This window comes from Mesorhizobium sp. M7A.F.Ca.MR.176.00.0.0 (assembly GCF_004023165.1).
GTDB lineage: Bacteria > Pseudomonadota > Alphaproteobacteria > Rhizobiales > Rhizobiaceae > Mesorhizobium.
Genome location: NZ_RZTC01000003.1, coordinates 18,696 through 34,906 on the forward strand (window position 1 = coordinate 18,696; position 16,211 = coordinate 34,906).

16 protein-coding genes and 1 pseudogene are annotated in these 16,211 nt (G+C 63.5%); 11 read left to right on the plus strand and 6 right to left on the minus strand.

Annotation, left to right across the window (positions count from 1 at the left end; all coding sequences use genetic code 11):
- Nucleotides 1-56: 56 nt before the first annotated feature.
- Both EOB59_RS01735 and EOB59_RS01740 read left to right on the plus strand, forming a co-directional pair.
- The gene (locus EOB59_RS01735; RefSeq protein WP_127267473.1) at nucleotides 57-323 is read left to right on the plus strand and encodes a hypothetical protein; all 267 of its coding nucleotides are present in this window, start codon (nucleotides 57-59) and stop codon (nucleotides 321-323) included.
- Between the two features lie 115 nt (nucleotides 324-438).
- Nucleotides 439-1,362: a DMT family transporter gene (locus EOB59_RS01740; RefSeq protein ID WP_127267472.1), complete on the plus strand. Its 924-nt coding sequence runs from the start codon at nucleotides 439-441 to the stop codon at nucleotides 1,360-1,362.
- 7 nt (nucleotides 1,363-1,369) lie between these two features.
- Here EOB59_RS01740 and EOB59_RS01745 read toward each other — a convergent pair whose 3' ends face one another.
- Nucleotides 1,370-2,272, minus strand: a complete 903-nt coding sequence (locus EOB59_RS01745; protein ID WP_127267471.1) for a phosphotransferase family protein — start codon at nucleotides 2,270-2,272, stop codon at nucleotides 1,370-1,372.
- A 101-nt stretch (nucleotides 2,273-2,373) separates the two neighbouring features.
- On the opposite strand from EOB59_RS01745, the gene EOB59_RS01750 reads away from it, so the two are divergent.
- A complete protein-coding gene (locus tag EOB59_RS01750; RefSeq protein ID WP_164895553.1) occupies nucleotides 2,374-3,006 on the plus strand; it encodes a class I SAM-dependent methyltransferase in 633 nt (210 codons plus the stop codon).
- 1 nt (nucleotide 3,007) lies between these two features.
- Here EOB59_RS01750 and EOB59_RS01755 read toward each other — a convergent pair whose 3' ends face one another.
- Both EOB59_RS01755 and EOB59_RS01760 read right to left on the minus strand, forming a co-directional pair.
- Complete coding sequence (locus EOB59_RS01755; RefSeq protein WP_128287506.1) at nucleotides 3,008-5,461, minus strand: FAD-dependent oxidoreductase; 2,454 nt, start codon at nucleotides 5,459-5,461, stop codon at nucleotides 3,008-3,010.
- Nucleotides 5,458-6,345: a phosphotransferase family protein gene (locus EOB59_RS01760; protein WP_128287507.1), complete on the minus strand. Its 888-nt coding sequence runs from the start codon at nucleotides 6,343-6,345 to the stop codon at nucleotides 5,458-5,460. The genes EOB59_RS01755 and EOB59_RS01760 overlap by 4 nt, the downstream gene beginning before the upstream one ends.
- A gap of 70 nt (nucleotides 6,346-6,415) precedes the next feature.
- On the opposite strand from EOB59_RS01760, the gene EOB59_RS35185 reads away from it, so the two are divergent.
- Both EOB59_RS35185 and EOB59_RS01765 read left to right on the plus strand, forming a co-directional pair.
- On the plus strand, nucleotides 6,416-6,589 hold the full coding sequence (locus tag EOB59_RS35185) for a hypothetical protein (protein ID WP_164895554.1): 174 nt from the start codon (nucleotides 6,416-6,418) through the stop codon (nucleotides 6,587-6,589).
- Between the two features lie 157 nt (nucleotides 6,590-6,746).
- Nucleotides 6,747-7,523: a DeoR/GlpR family DNA-binding transcription regulator gene (locus EOB59_RS01765; RefSeq protein WP_027039687.1), complete on the plus strand. Its 777-nt coding sequence runs from the start codon at nucleotides 6,747-6,749 to the stop codon at nucleotides 7,521-7,523.
- Here EOB59_RS01765 and EOB59_RS01770 read toward each other — a convergent pair.
- Both EOB59_RS01770 and EOB59_RS01775 read right to left on the minus strand, forming a co-directional pair.
- Nucleotides 7,520-8,419: an NAD(P)/FAD-dependent oxidoreductase gene (locus EOB59_RS01770; protein ID WP_128287508.1), complete on the minus strand. Its 900-nt coding sequence runs from the start codon at nucleotides 8,417-8,419 to the stop codon at nucleotides 7,520-7,522. The genes EOB59_RS01765 and EOB59_RS01770 overlap by 4 nt on opposite strands.
- Entirely contained in the window at nucleotides 8,409-8,858 is a 450-nt protein-coding gene (locus EOB59_RS01775; protein WP_024503367.1) for an Rrf2 family transcriptional regulator, read from the minus strand. Before EOB59_RS01775 ends, EOB59_RS01770 begins: the two co-directional genes overlap by 11 nt.
- An 88-nt stretch (nucleotides 8,859-8,946) precedes the next feature.
- Here EOB59_RS01775 and EOB59_RS01780 point away from each other — a divergent pair, with 88 nt between their 5' ends.
- The 6 genes and pseudogenes from EOB59_RS01780 (at nucleotide 8,947) to EOB59_RS01805 (ending at nucleotide 15,727) form a co-directional block, all read left to right on the plus strand.
- Nucleotides 8,947-9,858 carry a LysR substrate-binding domain-containing protein gene (locus tag EOB59_RS01780; RefSeq protein WP_013528025.1) on the plus strand — a complete coding sequence of 304 codons (912 nt, stop codon included), beginning with the start codon at nucleotides 8,947-8,949 and terminating at the stop codon, nucleotides 9,856-9,858.
- 217 nt (nucleotides 9,859-10,075) lie between these two features.
- The gene (locus tag EOB59_RS01785; protein WP_128287509.1) at nucleotides 10,076-11,230 is read left to right on the plus strand and encodes an ABC transporter substrate-binding protein; all 1,155 of its coding nucleotides are present in this window, start codon (nucleotides 10,076-10,078) and stop codon (nucleotides 11,228-11,230) included.
- A 174-nt stretch (nucleotides 11,231-11,404) separates the two neighbouring features.
- Nucleotides 11,405-12,425: pseudogene (locus EOB59_RS01790) on the plus strand (ABC transporter ATP-binding protein).
- A 14-nt stretch (nucleotides 12,426-12,439) separates the two neighbouring features.
- Nucleotides 12,440-13,390, plus strand: coding sequence for an ABC transporter permease (locus EOB59_RS01795; RefSeq protein WP_197031622.1), 951 nt, complete (start codon nucleotides 12,440-12,442; stop codon nucleotides 13,388-13,390).
- Nucleotides 13,380-14,195 carry an ABC transporter permease gene (locus EOB59_RS01800; RefSeq protein ID WP_127267883.1) on the plus strand — a complete coding sequence of 272 codons (816 nt, stop codon included), beginning with the start codon at nucleotides 13,380-13,382 and terminating at the stop codon, nucleotides 14,193-14,195. The genes EOB59_RS01795 and EOB59_RS01800 overlap by 11 nt, the downstream gene beginning before the upstream one ends.
- A 104-nt stretch (nucleotides 14,196-14,299) precedes the next feature.
- Nucleotides 14,300-15,727: a gamma-aminobutyraldehyde dehydrogenase gene (locus tag EOB59_RS01805; RefSeq protein WP_128287511.1), complete on the plus strand. Its 1,428-nt coding sequence runs from the start codon at nucleotides 14,300-14,302 to the stop codon at nucleotides 15,725-15,727.
- 138 nt (nucleotides 15,728-15,865) lie between these two features.
- On the opposite strand, the gene EOB59_RS01810 is transcribed toward EOB59_RS01805, so the two are convergent.
- Nucleotides 15,866-16,180, minus strand: a complete 315-nt coding sequence (locus tag EOB59_RS01810) for a hypothetical protein (protein WP_128287512.1) — start codon at nucleotides 16,178-16,180, stop codon at nucleotides 15,866-15,868.
- Nucleotides 16,181-16,211: the final 31 nt, after the last annotated feature.

A 16,211-nucleotide genomic window follows, 5' to 3' on the forward strand; every position in this document is an offset into this window, starting at 1 on the left:
CGCCCGTCCGGAAATAAGTCTACATTAAGGCTCCACTTTTATTCGAGGAGGATTCCATGTGGCGCAAGACTGTGATGGCGGTGGCGTTGACGGTGCTTTGCACCGGCTGCACGACGGTGACGGCAGAGGATCGCCGCGCCGCCGACGAAGCGAAATGCCGGTCCTACGGCTTCGTCAAGAAGAATGACGCCTTTGCCGAGTGTCTGCAGCGCATCGATCTGGAGCGGCGTGCGGAGCTCAGACGCACCCCGGCTTTCGACCCCTGGGACAGGCCGGTGATCTATCGGCCCATTATTCTCAGGCCGCAGCCAAAAGGGAACTGAATCGCGCAGACCCAGCCGATTCCCGAGGCTGGCCTTGCCGATTTCCGGTTTTCTCCTCGTCAAAGCCGCCGCTTCCGTCTACGACGCGGCTAACTAGGGAGGAATCGGGATCGGCATGACGCAGCCCGTGGCGCAGAATTCGACGATCAGGAATGTGCTTCTGGCCGGCATTCTGCTGATGCTGGCCGGCGACTTCCTGTTTGCGCTGAACGACGCCATGGGCAAGTGGCTGGTCGCCAGCTTCTCCGTCGGCCAGGTGGTGCTGATCCGCTCTATCGGCGCCTTCTTCGTGCTCGGCCCGATGATCGCCAATCAGGGCCCGGCCAAGCTGTTTCGCATGGAACGTCTGGAGCTGCAGCTGCTGCGGGTGGTGATGACCACGCTCGACACCGCGCTCTTCTATGCCGCCGTGGTCTATCTGCCGCTTGCCGATGTGATGAGTTTCTACATGGCCGGGCCGATCTACGTTGCGGCACTCTCGCACCTCTTGCTTGGCGAAAAGGTCGGCTGGCGCCGCTGGATGGCGATCCTGCTCGGCTTCTGCGGCGTTTTGATCATGCTGAAACCGTCCTCGGCGGCGTTCTCGCTGTCATCGGGTTTTGCGCTGGTAGGCAGCATCTCCTTCGCCTTCGCCATCATCCTCAACCGCCGCCTGCGTGGCACCAGCGACACCAATCTGGTGACATGGCAAACCATCGGCACGCTGCTGGTCGGCGGTGTGCTGACCATCGGCGCCTGGCAGACGCCGTCGGCACTCGATCTCGGCGCCATGCTGCTGCTCGGTATCGTCTCCTGCGGCGCCCACCTGATGATCACCAGGGCGCTCAAGCTGGCGCCGGCTTCGACATTGGCGCCGCTGCACTACACACTGCTGCTGTGGGCGGTGGTGTTCGGCCTGGTGTTCTTCGGCGACGTTCCCGGTCCGCGCATCCTGATCGGCTCGGCCATCGTTGTTCTCGCCGGCCTGTTCATCTTCCATCGCCAGAAAGTGGTCGAGATCACTGTGCCGCCCGAAAACGTGCCGAAGGGCGTGAGTTAGTCCAGGCTCAGTCCCGGTGTATTGCTGCCAGATGCCGCGAAAACTCCGGCGTCTCCATCAACGCCTTGCAGCGAGCGAAACGGCCATCCGCATAAGCGCGAAAATCATCGACCGGGTTGTTGTTGGCGAGCTGGATCAGCCCCCACAAGGTCCACAACAGGTCGCACATTGCCTTGTAGATGACGATGCGGCCGCGCTCCGCCGGCCTCGCCTCGCCGCCGAAATAAGCGCGTATCATCTCTTCGTCCTGGGCGGCGTCGAACTTGCCCTCCACGCTGAGGTCGCCAAGGTCCCAGAGCGGATCGTTCATGCCCGAATATTCCCAGTCGACGATCCACATCCGCTCGCCAGTATCGAGAAAGTTCTCGCACAGCGGATCGCAGTGGCAGGCGACGATCGGCAGCGGATGGGCGGCCAGCGCCGAGCGGACGCTCTCGGCGTCTCGCACCACGTCATGATAACCGGCGGGCAGGGCGACCTCCTTGGTGGACAGCACCTTGAGGTAATCGTCGATCATCGCGAACAATTCGAAGCGGAAGGGAAACACCGCGCCTGAATCGTGCAGCTTGCGAAAGGCTTCGCCGGCGCGTGCCGGACTGCCCGGACGTGTCCGGAATTTCTCCGGCGACATCGTTTCGGCGCCGGCGATGTAGCGTGTCACCATCACCCCGGTACCGGGGTCGACATGCAGCACCTCGGGACTGACCCCCGCTTTTGCAGCTTCGCGCGCGGCCACCGCTTCGTTGGCCCGGTTGATGTATTCCTCGGTGCCCTTGCCGGGAATGCGCAGGCAGAAGTCGCCGGCCTTGAAGACGAGATTGGTGAGGCCGCCCAGCCGTTCCAGCGGCCCGCTGTAACCGGCCAGCATGGGAATGGCGTCCAGTGCGGCACGCGCCTCGTCTGTCACCATGCCTGCGCCCCCACGCTGTTATTTGTCGCAGCGACGGTTCCACAATTTTCGCGCTTTGGCTATCATCACTGCGAGATCAAAAATTGGCGGACTGGATAAAAGTGGCGGACAGCAAACATCAGGGCGCGCTCGGCGCGGCCTACGCGGCAAAGCGGCCCGAAGAGGTGGCCGCACTCTATGACCGCTGGTCGGAAACCTATGACGCCGACATGTCGGCCGCCGGCTATCGCCATCCGACGATCTGCCTTGCGTTGCTGGCCCGCCATCTGCCGCGCGGTTCAGCACCGCTGCTCGATGCCGGGGCCGGCACCGGGCTCATCGGCGAATGGCTTGATATTGCTGGTTATCCCCTGGTCGAGGCACTCGATATTTCACAAGGCATGCTGGATCAGGCGGCCCGCAAGGGCATCTATTCCGCGTTTCATTGTCTGGCGCTGGGCGGTCATCTGCCCTTTGCCGATGATGCCTATGCCGGGATAATCTCGGCCGGCGTCTTCACATCGGGTCATGTCGGCGTCGAAGGGCTGGACGAGCTAATCCGCATCTGCCGGCCGGGCGGCGTGATCGTGCTGACGGTCAAGAACACGCTGTGGGATGCCGGCTTTGCCACGCGTGTCGGCGAGATCGAGGCGCAAGGCCTCGTCACCCGCGTCGAGGAAACGCGTCCTTACGTCTCGATGCCCGGCGAGGCCGACACGGTACCAAGCCGCGGCCTCGCTTTGCGCGTTATTTGACCTACGCTTTGACCCTGGCGCCTGCCGGATCATACATCGGCTCGAGGTGGATATTGGCCGCTGTCCTCTCCATCGCAACCACCAGTTCATAGTCGCCGGAAGCGAGAAAATCATCGCTCACCCCGTCGGCGTTGCGCACATAGCCGTAGCCGATGTTCCTGCCCAGCGTGTAGCCGTAACCGCCGCTGCTGAGATAACCGACCGGTTCGCCATTGCGCAGGATGGTTTCGCGGCCGAGCAGCACGATCTCGGGGTCGTCGACCGTGAAGCCGGCAAAGCGTTTCTTCAGTGCCGCGCCGCTGGTCTTCTCCAGCGCGCGCCGTCCAACGAAATCGGTGTTCTTGCGCAGCTTGACCGCCCAACCGAGCCCGGCTTCCTGCGGCGTATCGTTGGGGGTGATGTCAGAGCCCCAGGCGCGATAGCCTTTTTCCAGCCTTAGCGATTCCAGCGCCCGATAGCCGACCGGTCGGATGTCATGCTTCTCGCCTGCCGCCATCAGTGCGTCGAAGACTTCGCCGGTGGCCGCGATCGGCACATGCAGTTCCCAGCCGAGTTCGCCGACATAGGTGACGCGTAGTGCCCGAACCGTGCGGCCGGCGATGGTAATCTCGCGCACATGGCCGAACGGGAAGCCGGCACTCGACACGTCGGCTCCGGTCGCCGCCGAGAGCACGTCGCGCGCCCGAGGACCCATCAGCGACAGCGTGCCGAAATCCTCGGTGACGTCGACAAGCCTGGCATCGAGCCCTTCGCCGATATGATCGCTGATCCATGAGGAATCATGCGTGCGGAAACCGGTGCCGGTGACGATATAGAATTTCTCCTCGGCCAGCCTCGCCACAGTGAGATCAGCTTCGATACCGCCGCGCGTGTTGAGAAGCTGCGTATAGGTCAGCCGGCCGACCGGCTTGCTGACGTCGTTGGTACAGATCCAGTCCAGCGCCTTCAGCGCATCAGGCCCGCTCAGCTCGTATTTGGCGAAAGACGATTGATCGAAAATGCCGACCTTTTCACGCACATGCCGGTGTTCGTCGCCGACCGCCGCGAACCAGTTCTGCCGGCCCATCGAATAGATGTCCTGCGGCTCGACGCCTTCGGGCGCGAACCAGTTCGGCCGCTCCCAGCCGAGCTTCGAGCCGAACACGGCGCGCTGCTGTTTCAGCCGCTCGTACAGCGGCGAGACGATGCGCGGCCTCCCGCTGGCGTACTCTTCATGCGGAAAGCCGATCGTATAGTGTTTGCTATAGGCCTCCAGCGTGCGGTCGCAGACCCACTGACGGTCGCGGTGCAGGTTGGAAAAGCGCCTGATGTCGACCACCCACAGGTCGAGCGGTGCTTCGCCATCGACCACCCACTGCGCCAGCACCCAGCCAGCGCCGCCGCCCGAGGCGATGCCGAAGGCGTTGAAGCCGGCGCCGACGAACATGTTGGCGCATTCGGGCGCTGTGCCGAGAATGAAATTGCCGTCCGGCGTAAAACTCTCCGGCCCGTTGATCATCTGCTTGACGCCGACGGTTTCCAGCGCCGGCACACGCGCGATCGCTTGGCTCATGTGCTGCTCGAAATGGTCGTAGTCGTCGTCGAACAGCCTGAATTCCCAATCATTGGGAACGTCGTCGCCGGGGAGACCAGTCGCCCAGGCCTGCGGGTTAGGCTCATAGCCGCCCATCACCAGCCCGCCGACTTCCTCCTTGAAATAGGTGCGTCGGTCAGGGTCGCGGATGGTCGGCGCGTCGGTCGCCAGACCGTCGATCTTCTCGGTGATGATGTACTGGTGCTTCACCGGCTGAAGCGGCACGTTGATGCCGGCCATGGCCCCCACTTGCCGCGCCCATTGGCCCGCACAGTTGACCACCTTGTCGCAGGCGATGTCGCCCTTGCTGGTCTTCACCGCCGTGATGCGGCCGTCCTTCATCTCGAAGCCGGTGACGCGAACATCCTCGAGCAGTTTGGCGCCATGCATGCGCGCGCCCTTGGCCAGCGACTGCGTGATGTCGGAGGGGCTCGCCTGGCCGTCGGTCGGCAGCCAGGAGGCGCCGACGAGATCGCCGGTCTCCAGCAGCGGCCACATCCTTTTCACCTCGTCCGGCGACAGCAATTGCATGTCCATGCCGAAGCTTTTTGCTGTCGTCGCCAGCCTTTTGTACTCGGTCCAGCGGTCGGCGTTGGTGGCGAGCCTGAGGCAACCGGTCATCTTCCAGCCGGTGGCGAGACCGGTCTCGGCCTCCAGTCCCTTGTAGAGGTCGACGGAGTATTTCAGCACGCGGGTGATAGACGCCGACGAGCGCAATTGCCCGACAAGGCCGGCGGCATGCCAGGTCGAACCCGAGGTCAGCTTGCCCTGCTCCAGCAGCACCACGTCAGCCTTGTGGTCGCGCGCCAGATGATAGGCCGTCGAACAGCCGATGATGCCGCCGCCGATGACGACGATGGCGGCCTGGCTCGGCAATGTCATGATTTCTGTATCCCGTATTTTGTCCGGTAGTTTTCCAGTGCCGCGTCGAGCCGGGCGAGGTTTTCCTCGGTGTAGGCGACGTAGTCGATGCCCGGCGCGTCGAGATAGAGCTCGGAGACCATGCTCCACATCGCCTCGCGCAGCAGCGAGGCGCATTGCATGGCCGCGTGCGAACGGCGGATCGCCTCGTCCGGTTCCTTCATGAAGTAGGCGGTCAGGAAGGCAAAGGATTCCTCGTCGCTCATGCCGGCGTTGGAGGCGGCGCCTGCGAGGTCGAACATCGCCGTGTTGAAGCCGGCATATTCGAAGTCGATCAGCCATAGTCTGTTGCCGTCGTCGAGAATATTGGCCGGCAACAGGTCATTATGGCCAAAGACGATCGGCAGCAGTTTCTGCGCGCGCTCCAGTTCGTCGGCCAGTGTCAAAAGGCGCGGCAAGTCGCTGCGCTTGCGGCTGCCGCCTTCTTCAAGCGTGCGCGCATAGTCGCGAATGACATGGAACACCCAGAACATGAAGCCGGCGCCCGAGACGTGATTGGGCATCTCCCGGTGGAAGGCGCGCATCAGGGCCGCGACCCGGCCGAGATTGGCGCGCACGTCTTCCGCCAGATAGGTTTTCGCACCGAGAAATTCCGTCACCAGGATGCCCGGTTCGGCATGGCGGACGGCTGGCGCGAAACCGGCGGCATGCGCCGCCCGCGCGGTCATAACCTCGCGCTCGCGAAAGACATGGTGGAACGGATAGTCCTTGCCGAAGCGCACGACATGTCGTCCGGCCGCGTCCTTGACCACATAATTCGCGTTGCTCAGGCCGCCGGGCAGCGGTGCGATCTCGATGCTACCGGTCCAGCAGGGCAGGGCGCGGATGCGATCTTCGGCGGTCACGGAACATCCCTGGTTTGCTGGGCTTCGACAAGGCGCCGTGAACAGCGCAACGATGGCGGGAGAAACGTAAATGATCTCGTCGGTGCGGGACGCCAGGATCGGTATCCCGCACCGCACCGACGAGCCCCTTGGCCAGGTTTTTGAGCCCGGCATCCGCCCCCGCGGATCTGAAAATTCCTTGAACAGGCACGTTCCAAACGGCCTGATCGCTGAATTGCGGCTCTGCCCCCAGTCGCAGATCTGAAGCCTGTTGATGTCTTCGATTTCACGCCAGGGCTGCCCGCTTGTCAATAAAAAGGTGTGACTTTTTTTGGGTATTTTGCCCGAAAGCGTAAGGTAGTTCCTTTAAAAGCACTTGAATTACCTTAAAATCGGTCAGGAGCATCAGTTCGGGAAACCAGATGGCCCAGTCCAAACGACACGGCGAGATCCTGCGGCTCCTGCAGGAAGAGGGCACCGTCACCATCGCCAGCCTGGCCGACCGGCTGGGCGTGTCGCTGGAGACGGTGCGCCGCGACGTCAAGCCCCTGACTGGTGATGGCTCTGTCCTCAAGATGCATGGCGCCATCGGCCTGCCGTCGATGATCGGCGAAGCGCCGTTCGAACGGCGCATGCGTGAGAACGCCGACGCCAAGCGCGTCATTGCCCGCATGGTCGCCGCCACCATACGCGACGGCGAATCGATCATGCTCGACACCGGCACGACGACCTCGTTCCTTGCGCGTGAACTGCTCGGCCACCGGCGCCTGACGGTCGTCACCAATTCCTCGGATATTGCCCGCACCCTGGCCACCATCAACGGCAACAAGGTCTATATGGCGGGCGGCGAACTGCGCAGCGATTCCGGCGCTGCTTTCGGCGCCTCGGCAATCGATTTTGTCAGTCGTTTTTCGGTCAGCCACGCCATCATTTCCACCGGCGGCGTCGACGCGGTGATGGGCGTCATGGATTTTGATCTGGATGAGGCCGAGTTCGCCCGCATGGTGCTGTCGCGCGGCCAGCGGTCCCTCGTCATCACCGATCACTCGAAATTCGGCCGTCTTGGTCTGGTCCAGGTCTGCGGCTTCGACAGCTTTTCCGAACTCGCCACCGACCGCTCGCCGCCGCACGACCTGGCTGCCGCCCTGGCCCAGGCCGGCGCGCGGCTCAGCATCGCCGGCGAGGAAGCCGGGTTCTAGCCGAACACCAGCGACTGGTGGGCGCAGACGCCCGCAAAAGTGCCACCCGATACCGCAAAGGCAATATTGTGCATCGAGCGTGCCGCGTCGCCGGCGGCGTAGACGCCGGGCACGGTCGTCTGCTGCCTGTCATCGACTGATATCACCGGGCCGAGGAGGCCTTCGGAGAAGCCGCAGCCGAGCTGTTCGGCCAGCGGGCTGGCCATGATGTTGCGCGGCGCGGTGAACATCGCCCTGACGCCGGCCTTTCTGCCGTCGTCGAGGTGGACGATCAATCCGCCGGAGCCGTCTTCCCTTAGCTCGGCAACGCTGGTGGGCTCAAACCGCACCTTTCGGCTCTCCAGCGCGCGCATCTGCTCTGTGTCGGGTTCGAACAGGCCATTGCCGAACAGTGTGACATCGCCCCAATCGGCGATCAGCTGTGCCTGATGCAGGGACATCGGGCCGGTTGCGAGCACGCCGAGCGGCCCGCCGGAAACCTCGTAGCCGTGGCAATAGGGGCAGTGCAGCACGCTCCTGCCCCAGAGCTCGGCAAGCCCGGCAACCTCCGGCAGGATATCGCGCACCCCGGTGGCCAGCACCAATCGTGCGGCACCGAATGTCTCGTCGCCATCGGTGGTGATTTCGAAATCGCTGCTGCCGGCGGCAACGGCCTTCTCCGCGCGCCCGTCGACAACCCTGGCCGTCGGGTAGGCCAGCAGCTGCCGCCTTGCGTCAGCCAGGATTGCGCCAGGCGCGCGCCCGTCCTGGCCGAGGAAGCCGTGCGAATGCTCGGCAAAGCGGTTGCGCGGCTGGCCGGCGTCGATCACCAGCACCTTGCGTCCTGCCCGCGCCACCTGGATGGCGGCGGACAGGCCGGCAAAGCTGCCGCCGATGACGGCAAGATCATACTGCATGGCTGGAGACTCCAATGAGATCAAAACGGCGGCGGAAATCGGCGGTCAGGTCGGCCAGCGTGATGCGGCTCAGCTTCTCCGCCAGCAGCCTTTCGGCGGCGATGCGAAAATCGTCGAGGACGGCGATCACCGCCTGCTCGACGAGGCAGCCGGGGCTTTCCGGCTCTGTGCTGAACGGCAGCAGCGTCTCGCCAAGGGCGACGCTGATCTCGGCCAGGGATATTTTCTCGGGCGCCCGCCCGAGCAGCCAGCCGCCACCGTGGCCGCGCGACGAGGTGACGATGCCGGCATCGCGCAAGCCTGCGATGGTGCGGCGGACCACAACCGGATTGGTGTGGATGAAGGTGGCAAGCTGCTCGGAGGTCAGCGCCTGTTCGGGCTTCTCGGCCATGTGGACGAGAATGTGCAAGGTCGAGGACAGTCGGCTGTTGCGTTTCATGTAACTTAGTTAGTTACGATTGGCGAAGCCGTCAAGTGTTCGCCGGTTGCCACTTCCCAGCATCGCGTCCGCCGTGTTTAGTCCGGCCATGGCTTTCACCATCCGCCAGTTGCAGTTCTTCATCGCCGTCGCCGAGCAAGGCACGGTTTCGGGCGCCGCGCAGAACCTGTCAATCTCGCAGTCGTCGGTCACCGAAGCGATCAAGGAGCTCGAAAGCGATCTCGGCGTCGAACTGTTCGAACGCCATCCGCGTGGCCTCAACATCACCCACAAGGGCCACCAGTTCCTGCGCCACGCGACGAAAATCCTCGCGGACGTTTCCGACGCGCGCCGCTCTTTCTCCGGCGAGCAGGCGGTGGCGGCCGGCCGGCTGCAGCTCGGCGTCACCTCGCTGGTCGCTGGTTATGTGCTGTCGGATCTGCTTGCCCGCTACCGCCGCGCCTATCCCGGCGTCGAGGTCTCTGCCATCGAGGACAATGGCGATTATCTCGAACACCTCCTGATTGGCGGCAAGCTCGACATTGCCGTCATGGTCACCTCCAATTTGCGCGACCGCACCGCGTTGCAGTCGGAAATCCTCGAAGTCTCGGCCTATCGGCTGTGGCTGCCGCTCGGTCATCCGCTCGTCGGCGCCGACATCATCAGCATTGGCGACATTGCCTCCGAAACGCTGATCATGCTGACCGTCGACGAGATAGAGGAGAATACCGGCAAGCTGCTGACGGCGATCGGCGCCAAGCCGCATGTCGCCTTCCGCACCCGTTCCGTGGAGGCCGTGCGCAGTCTGGTCGCCACCGGCGCCGGCGTGGCGCTGCTGCCCGACCTCGTCTACCGGCCCTGGTCGCTGGAAGGCGACCGCATCGAATCGCGCGATATTTCCGGCTCCTTGCCGGTGGTCCAGGTCGGCATGGTCTGGCGGCGCGGCTCCGGTCTGCCGCAGGCGGCGCGCGATTTCATCGGCCTTGCCCAGTCGCAGCGGACGGTCCGCCAGCGTCCCTGAGAGGTCGGCTGCCCACCTATCGGAAAAACCGATATCGCCCTTCTGATAAATGAATTTGCGAAACCGGAATTTTCAAAGCACTTTCGGCTCAGGGACCAAAGTCGCCACCAGAGCGGCATCAAGCCCAACGGACGAACTGACAGTTTTCAGTCCGCGCGTGACCCTAGGAAGACCGAACACGGCTTTCAGGGTCAGGCGCCTAAATGGGAGATCGACAATGAATTCATTCCTGAAGTCGTGCACTGCTCTGACGGTCGCGCTGACCTTTTCCGGTCAGGCCGTCGCCCAGGTAAAGGAGCTTGGCAAGGGCGAGGGCCAGGTCAACATCGTTGCCTGGCCGGGCTATATCGAGCGCGGCGAAACCGACAAGGGCTATGACTGGGTGACCTCCTTCGAGAAGGAGACCGGCTGCAAGGTCAACGTCAAGACCGCCAACACCTCCGACGAGATGGTCTCGCTGATGAATGAGGGCGGCTTCGACCTCGTCACCGCTTCAGGCGATGCCTCCCTGCGCCTCGTTGCTGGCAAGCGTGTCCAGCCGATCAACACCGATCTCATCCCGAGCTGGAAGACGGTCGACGAGCGCCTCAAGGATGCGCCGTGGTTCACCGTCGGCGGCGCCCACTACGGCGTTCCTTACCAGTGGGGCCCCAACGTCCTCATGTATAACACCGACGTGTTCAAGGAAGCTCCCAAGAGCTGGAACATCGTCTTCGAGGAAATGAAGCTGCCCGACGGCAAGTCCAACAAGGGCCGCGTCCAGGCCTATGACGGGCCGATCCACATTGCCGACGCCGCCAACTATCTGATGTTCCACAAGCCGGAACTCGGCATCAAGGATCCCTACGAACTGAACGAGGACCAGTACAAGGCCGCGCTGGAATTGCTGCGCGTCCAGCGCACGCTGGTCGGCCGCTACTGGCATGACGCCGCCATCCAGGTCGACGACTTCCAGAACGAAGGCGTCGTCGCTTCCGGCTCGTGGCCGTATCAGGTCAACACGTTGGTCGCCGCCAAGAAGCCGATAGCGTCCACCATTCCGGAGGAGGGCGCGACCGGTTGGGCCGACACCACGATGATGGAAGCCGATTCGGCCAACCCCAACTGCGCCTATATGTGGATGGAACATTCGCTGTCGCCGAAGGTGCAGGGCGATGTCTCGGCCTGGTTCGGCTCGCTGCCGGTCGTGCCCGCCGCCTGCAAGGGCAATGAGCTTTTGACCGACGAAGGCTGCAAGACCAACGGCTACGAGAATTTCGACAAGATCAAGTTCTGGAAGACGCCGGTGTCGAAATGCGCCACCCAGAACGATCAGTGCGTGCCCTACTACCGCTGGGTATCCGACTATATCGGCGTCATCGGCGGGCGGTGATTCTTCTTACCCTCCCCCTTGTGGGGAGGGTCGACGCATAGCGTCGGGGTGGCGTGCGCTCGGCGTTTTTCGAAGCACCCCCACCCGCGGCTTCGTCGCGACCTCCCCCGTCGCGGGGGGAGGTAGGACGTCGCGCGACATCAACGCATCAAACCGGCAACGGACTGACAGCCCATGACCTCCGCCGTCTCCTTCCAGAAAGCCTCGCGCCATTTCGGCAGCGTGCGCGCCGTTGATGCGGTCGATCTCGACATTGTGCCGGGCGAGTTCTTCGCCATGCTCGGGCCGTCCGGTTCCGGCAAGACCACCTGCCTGCGCCTCATAGCCGGCTTCGAGCAGCCGACATCGGGCTCGATTTCGATCTTCGGTGAACGCGCCGAGGGCGTTCCGCCCTATCGCCGCAACGTCAACACCGTGTTCCAGGACTATGCGCTGTTCCCGCATCTGAATGTGCTCGACAACGTTGCCTACGGGCTGATGGTCAAGGGCGTCGGCAAGGCTGAGCGGCACAAGGCGGCGGAAGAGGCGCTGTCACTGGTGCGGCTGCCCGGCTATGGCGCCCGCCGCCCCGGCCAGCTTTCCGGCGGCCAGCGCCAGCGCGTCGCGCTCGCCCGTGCGCCCCCGTGCGCTGGTCAACCAGCCAAAGGTGCTGCTGCTCGACGAGCCGCTCGGCGCGCTCGACCTCAAATTGCGTGAGAACATGCAGGAGGAGCTGAAGTCGCTGCAGAAGGCGCTCGGCATCACCTTCGTCTTCGTCACCCACGACCAGGGCGAAGCACTGTCGATGGCCGACCGCGTCGCCGTCTTCAACGATGGCAAGATCATGCAGGTCGGCACGCCGGAGGATATCTACCAGCGGCCGAAGACCCGCTTCGTCGCCGATTTCGTCGGCTCCTCCAACGTGCTGCCGCCGGATTTCGTCCAGCGCTATTCCGGCCAGCATCGCTGGGGGAGTCTCCGCCCTGAATCCATTCGCGTCGGCCGCGCGGCCAGCGGGGTCACAAGTGGCGAGGGCGTGTCCGCCCGCCTTGTCTCGACCAATTATCTCGGCGCCACGACGAAACTGTCGCTCGATGCCGACGGGCTGCGGCTGCACGCCATCGTGCCCGCCGGCACGGCCTTGCCTGGGGAAGGCGAGGCGGTGGTGCTCACCTTCAACCGCGAGCACCTGCATCTGATGGACGAGCCGGCATGAGCCTCGACGCCACCATGATGCGTGCAACAGCGCCCGCCATCCTGCCCGGCAGCGGCGGCTTGCGCGGCGCGCTATCGGACCTTTTCTGGCGCAAGCCGAAGGTCCTGCTGCTGCTCATGCTGCTGCCTCCGGTTCTGTGGCTGGGTATCGTCTATATCGGCTCGTTGTTTGCGCTCCTGGCGCAGAGCTTTTTCTCCATCGACGAGTTTTCCGGCCTCATCAACCGTGAGTTCACGCTGAAGACTTATGGCGACCTGTTCCAAGCCGCCAATCTCGACATCATCCTGCGCACGGTGACGATGGCGGCCCTGGTCACGCTGGCCTCGGCCGTCATCGCTTTCCCCATCGCCTATTACGCGGCGCGCTATGCGCGCGGTCGCTGGAAGGCGCTGTTCTATCTCGGCATCATGCTGCCGCTGTGGTCGAGCTATCTGGTCAAGATCTACGCCTGGAAGCTGATCCTGGCAAAGGAGGGCATCCTCACCTGGCTGCTCGCCAAGCTGCATTTGTTGTGGGTGCTCGACGCATGGCTGTCGCTGCCGATTGTCGGCGGCAATTCGCTGTCGGTATCGTTCACCGGCACCTTCATCGTCTTCGTCTATGTCTGGCTGCCGTTCATGATCCTGCCGGTACAGGCGGCGCTCGAGCGCGTGCCCGGCAATCTTGTCGAGGCCTCGTCCGATTTGGGGGCTTCGCCGGGACAGACCTTCCGCAACGTGCTGTTCCCGCTGGCCCTGCCGGGCATTGTCGCCGGTTCGATCTTCACCTTCTCGCTGACGCTCGGCGACTACATCATCCCGCAGATCATCGGCACCTCGCGCCTGTTCATCGGCCAGGCCGTCTATTCGCAGCAAGGCACCGCCGGCAACATCCCGCTCGCCGCCGCCTTCACCGTGGTGCCGATCGTCATCATGGGCTTCTACCTCTGGGGCGCCAAGCGCATGGGGGCCTTCGATGCGCTCTGATGGTTCCCAGTCGGCTCCGCTCGGCCTGAAGATAGCCGCCGCCTGCGGCCTGCTGTTCCTGCATCTGCCGATCCTGCTGATCTTCGTCTACGCCTTCACCACCGAGGAGAAGAGCTTCGTCTGGCCGCCGCCAGGGCTGACGACGCAATGGTTCGCCGTGACCTGGAACCGGCCGGATGTCTGGCAGGCGCTGTCGCTATCGGTCAGGGTTGCCTCGATCTCGACTGCGATTGCTTTGGTCCTCGGAACGCTCTGTTCGGCGGCGGTGTCGCGGACAAAATTCTTCGGCCGCGAAACCATCTCGCTGCTGGTCATCCTGCCGATCGCCCTGCCCGGCATCATCACCGGCATCGCGCTGCGCTCGGCCTTTTCGCTCGCCGATATCCCGTTCTCGTTCTGGACGATCGTGCTCGGCCACGCCACCTTCTGCGTCGTCGTCGTCTACAACAATGCCGTCGCCCGCTTTCGCCGCACCTCCGGATCGATGATCGAGGCGTCGATGGATCTCGGCGCCGACGGTTTCCAGACCTTCCGCCATGTCGTGCTGCCCAACATCGCCACGGCTTTGCTTGCCGGCGGCATGCTGGCCTTCGCGCTGTCCTTCGACGAGGTCATCGTCACCACCTTCACTGCCGGACAGCAGCAGACGCTGCCGATCTGGATGCTGGAAGAACTGATCCGTCCGCGCCAGCGCCCGGTCACCAATGTCGTCGCCATGGTCGTGGTGCTGGTGACGCTGCTGCCGATCCTTGCCGCCTATTACCTCACCCGTGACGGCGACCAGATCGCCGGAAGTGGGAAATGAAAAACAGCGAATAGGGAGTAGCGAATAGCGAATAGGGAAGATCGACGGTCAAACCTACTCGCTATTCGCTACTCGCTACTCGCTCCTGTTCAAGGAGAAACCTTATGGACACCCAGATGCTGATCGGCTCGAAATTCGAGAAGGGCACCGAGACCGAGGAACCGATCCTCAATCCAAAGACCGGGGCGACCATCCTCAGCCTGCCCGAGGCCAGCCAGGCGCAGATCGAGGCGGCGGTCACCGCCGCCGAACAGGCGTTCGTCTTGTGGTCGCGCACCACGCCGGCGCAGCGCTCCGGCTATTTGCTGAAGATCGCCGACCGCATCGAAACAGACGCGAAGGAGTTCGCCACGCTCGAGGCGCTCAATTGCGGCAAGCCGATCAACGCTGTGCTCAATGACGAAATCCCGGCGATCGTCGATTGCTACCGCTTCTTCGCCGGCGCCGTTCGCTCGATGCCCGGCGTCGTCGCCGGCGAATATCTGCCCGGCCACACTTCCATGGTCCGGCGCGATCCGATCGGCATCGTCGCCTCCATCGCGCCGTGGAACTACCCGCTGATGATGATGGCCTGGAAGCTGGCGCCGGCGATCGCCGGCGGCAATACCGTCGTCTTCAAACCATCCGAGCAGACACCGCTGACGGCGCTGAAGCTGGCGAAGATCCTCGCCGATATTCTGCCGGTGGGCGTGGTCAACGTCGTGCTCGGCCGCGGCGACAGCGTCGGCAACACGCTGATCAATCATCCCAAGGTCAACATGATCTCGATCACCGGCGACGTCGCCACCGGCAAGAAAGTGCTGCAGGCGGCCGCCAAGTCGGTCAAGCGCACGCATCTCGAGCTCGGCGGCAAGGCGCCGGTCATCGTCTTCGATGACGCCGACCTCGGTGCCGTGGTCAACGGCCTGCGCGCCTTCGGCTATTACAATGCCGGCCAGGACTGCACCGCCGCCTGCCGCATCTACGCCGGCAAGAAGATCTACGACAAGCTCGTCGCCGATCTGTCCTCGGCCGTCTCGACCATCAAGTACAACCGTCCCGACGACACTGAAAACGAGATTGGCCCGCTCATCTCCCGCCGCCAGCGCGACCGCGTGTCGAGCTTCGTCGAGCGGGCCTCGGAACTGAAGCACATCGAGATCACCACCGGCGGCAGGCCGGGCGAGGGTTCCGGTTTCTATTACCAGCCGACCGTGGTTGCCGGCGCGCTGCAGGAAGACGAGATCGTGCGCCGCGAAGTCTTCGGCCCGGTCGTCTCGGTTACCCGTTTTTCGGAGGTCAACGAGGCGGTGAACTGGGCCAATGACAGCGACTACGGCCTGGCGTCATCGGTGTGGACCAAGGATGTCTCGCGCGCCATGGCGACGGCCGCCCGCCTGCAATATGGCTGCACCTGGATCAACACGCATTTCATGCTGACCAACGAGATGCCGCATGGCGGGCTGAAACAGTCCGGCTACGGCAAGGACATGTCGCTCTACGCGCTGGAAGACTACACCGCCGTGCGCCATGTGATGGTGGCTCACAGCTAGCGCCTTCCCTTCTCCCCGTTTTACGGGGAGAAAGTGGCCCGAAGGGCCGGATGAGGAGCAGCGCGTCGCTGGCAAAGCGGGCTCCGCCCCTCATCTGCCTGCCGGCATCTTCTCCCCGTGAAACGAGGAGAAGAATCACTACTCCACAATGCGATAAATATTCCACAGGCTGGTGCCCGACACGACATAGGGTTCCATCTCCTTGCCCCATTTGGCATGCGCGTCGATCTTGCCGATCTTGGCGAAGAACGCTTCCAACTGGGCCAGGCTTTCGACCTGGTGATGGGACTCGACCGTGGCCTCCCGCGCCCCGATCGAACCGGTCATGATCTGGAATTCCAACTCGTCGATGCCGACCTGCGAGCCGATCTCGCGTTCCCATTTCTTCAACAGGTCGAGCACGGTCTGCTTGTGTCCGAACTTGGCGTCGATCTGCCATCTGGCGCTGAACATCGTCTTCTCCTCCAGGTTTGCGGCCCAGGCC

What these genes read in the sequence shown, in the direction of transcription:
- EOB59_RS01780 (WP_013528025.1), top strand. Translation starts at nt 8,947, where the DNA reads ATGGCTTTCACCATCCGCCAGTTGCAGTTCTTCATCGCCGTCGCCGAG.
- EOB59_RS01765 (WP_027039687.1), top strand. Translation starts at nt 6,747, where the DNA reads ATGGCCCAGTCCAAACGACACGGCGAGATCCTGCGGCTCCTGCAGGAA.
- EOB59_RS01755 (WP_128287506.1), bottom strand. Translation starts at nt 5,461, where the DNA reads ATGACATTGCCGAGCCAGGCCGCCATCGTCGTCATCGGCGGCGGCATC.
- EOB59_RS01775 (WP_024503367.1), bottom strand. Translation starts at nt 8,858, where the DNA reads ATGAAACGCAACAGCCGACTGTCCTCGACCTTGCACATTCTCGTCCAC.
- EOB59_RS01770 (WP_128287508.1), bottom strand. Translation starts at nt 8,419, where the DNA reads ATGCAGTATGATCTTGCCGTCATCGGCGGCAGCTTTGCCGGCCTGTCC.
- EOB59_RS01795 (WP_197031622.1), top strand. Translation starts at nt 12,440, where the DNA reads ATGATGCGTGCAACAGCGCCCGCCATCCTGCCCGGCAGCGGCGGCTTG.
- EOB59_RS01735 (WP_127267473.1), top strand. Translation starts at nt 57, where the DNA reads ATGTGGCGCAAGACTGTGATGGCGGTGGCGTTGACGGTGCTTTGCACC.
- EOB59_RS01740 (WP_127267472.1), top strand. Translation starts at nt 439, where the DNA reads ATGACGCAGCCCGTGGCGCAGAATTCGACGATCAGGAATGTGCTTCTG.
- EOB59_RS01800 (WP_127267883.1), top strand. Translation starts at nt 13,380, where the DNA reads ATGCGCTCTGATGGTTCCCAGTCGGCTCCGCTCGGCCTGAAGATAGCC.
- EOB59_RS35185 (WP_164895554.1), top strand. Translation starts at nt 6,416, where the DNA reads ATGATCTCGTCGGTGCGGGACGCCAGGATCGGTATCCCGCACCGCACC.
- EOB59_RS01745 (WP_127267471.1), bottom strand. Translation starts at nt 2,272, where the DNA reads ATGGTGACAGACGAGGCGCGTGCCGCACTGGACGCCATTCCCATGCTG.
- EOB59_RS01810 (WP_128287512.1), bottom strand. Translation starts at nt 16,180, where the DNA reads ATGTTCAGCGCCAGATGGCAGATCGACGCCAAGTTCGGACACAAGCAG.
- EOB59_RS01785 (WP_128287509.1), top strand. Translation starts at nt 10,076, where the DNA reads ATGAATTCATTCCTGAAGTCGTGCACTGCTCTGACGGTCGCGCTGACC.
- EOB59_RS01805 (WP_128287511.1), top strand. Translation starts at nt 14,300, where the DNA reads ATGGACACCCAGATGCTGATCGGCTCGAAATTCGAGAAGGGCACCGAG.